Origin of the sequence: Kistimonas scapharcae, assembly GCF_039540975.1 — a bacterium.
Lineage (GTDB): Bacteria > Pseudomonadota > Gammaproteobacteria > Pseudomonadales > Endozoicomonadaceae > Kistimonas > Kistimonas scapharcae.
The window spans coordinates 1-629 of record NZ_BAABFL010000158.1 but is presented as its reverse complement, the minus strand read 5'-3'; the positions used below and the strand labels follow the sequence as shown (position 1 = coordinate 629).

At 50.7% G+C, this 629-nt stretch carries 1 protein-coding gene; it reads right to left on the bottom strand.

Annotated features, from left to right (window positions below; genetic code table 11):
- On the bottom strand, positions 1-226 hold a 226-nt coding region (locus ABD892_RS10140), incomplete at its 3' end, for a hypothetical protein (RefSeq protein WP_345195505.1).
- Between the last annotated feature and the right edge of the window lie 403 nt (positions 227-629).

Genomic DNA, 629 nt, shown 5'->3' with positions numbered 1-629 from the left:
TTTCAGAGAAGTACTGGAGGACAGCTTTGGCTTTATCGGTTTCGAGGAAACCACGGGCACCGGCAGTAGACGAATAACCTGCGCCACGGGCAGCGGCGGCTTCGGTTGCCCCTTCAAGGAGAAGCGTCAAAAAACGCTCCTGTTGCGAGGTGAAGGGGGTGATCTTCATGTAGGGATAAAGGCTTTTGATCTCAGCCAATATCGCGGAATTGATCAGCTTCGCCATAGTCCTTTAAAGCTACTGAAAAAAGTGATGGAGGAGGCAGGAGTCGAACCCGCGTTTCTGGTTGGGCGACACCACGTAACCCGTCCAGCGTTTCCACATCTCCCCCGGTGATCCCACCACCTTGCGGTTAAATGGGAATCCGCCCCAGAGAAGTCTTCATTTCCCATCGACGATCCCTGTCATGGGGCGGATAATGTTATATTAGCATGGCTAATAGTGGTATGCAATTAAAGTCAAGAAAATTATTACGAAAGTCATGTGTCGTGCGCCGAAGGCTCTGGGACGCCTGTCGAGTGCCAAATTTTCCAGAAAAATTTTTCAGTTCCCCATTTTTCAAAAATCCCGTCTTCATGCGCGACAGTGGGTTTGGGACTCATCATAAAAGACCCCCCCGTCTCCCCGA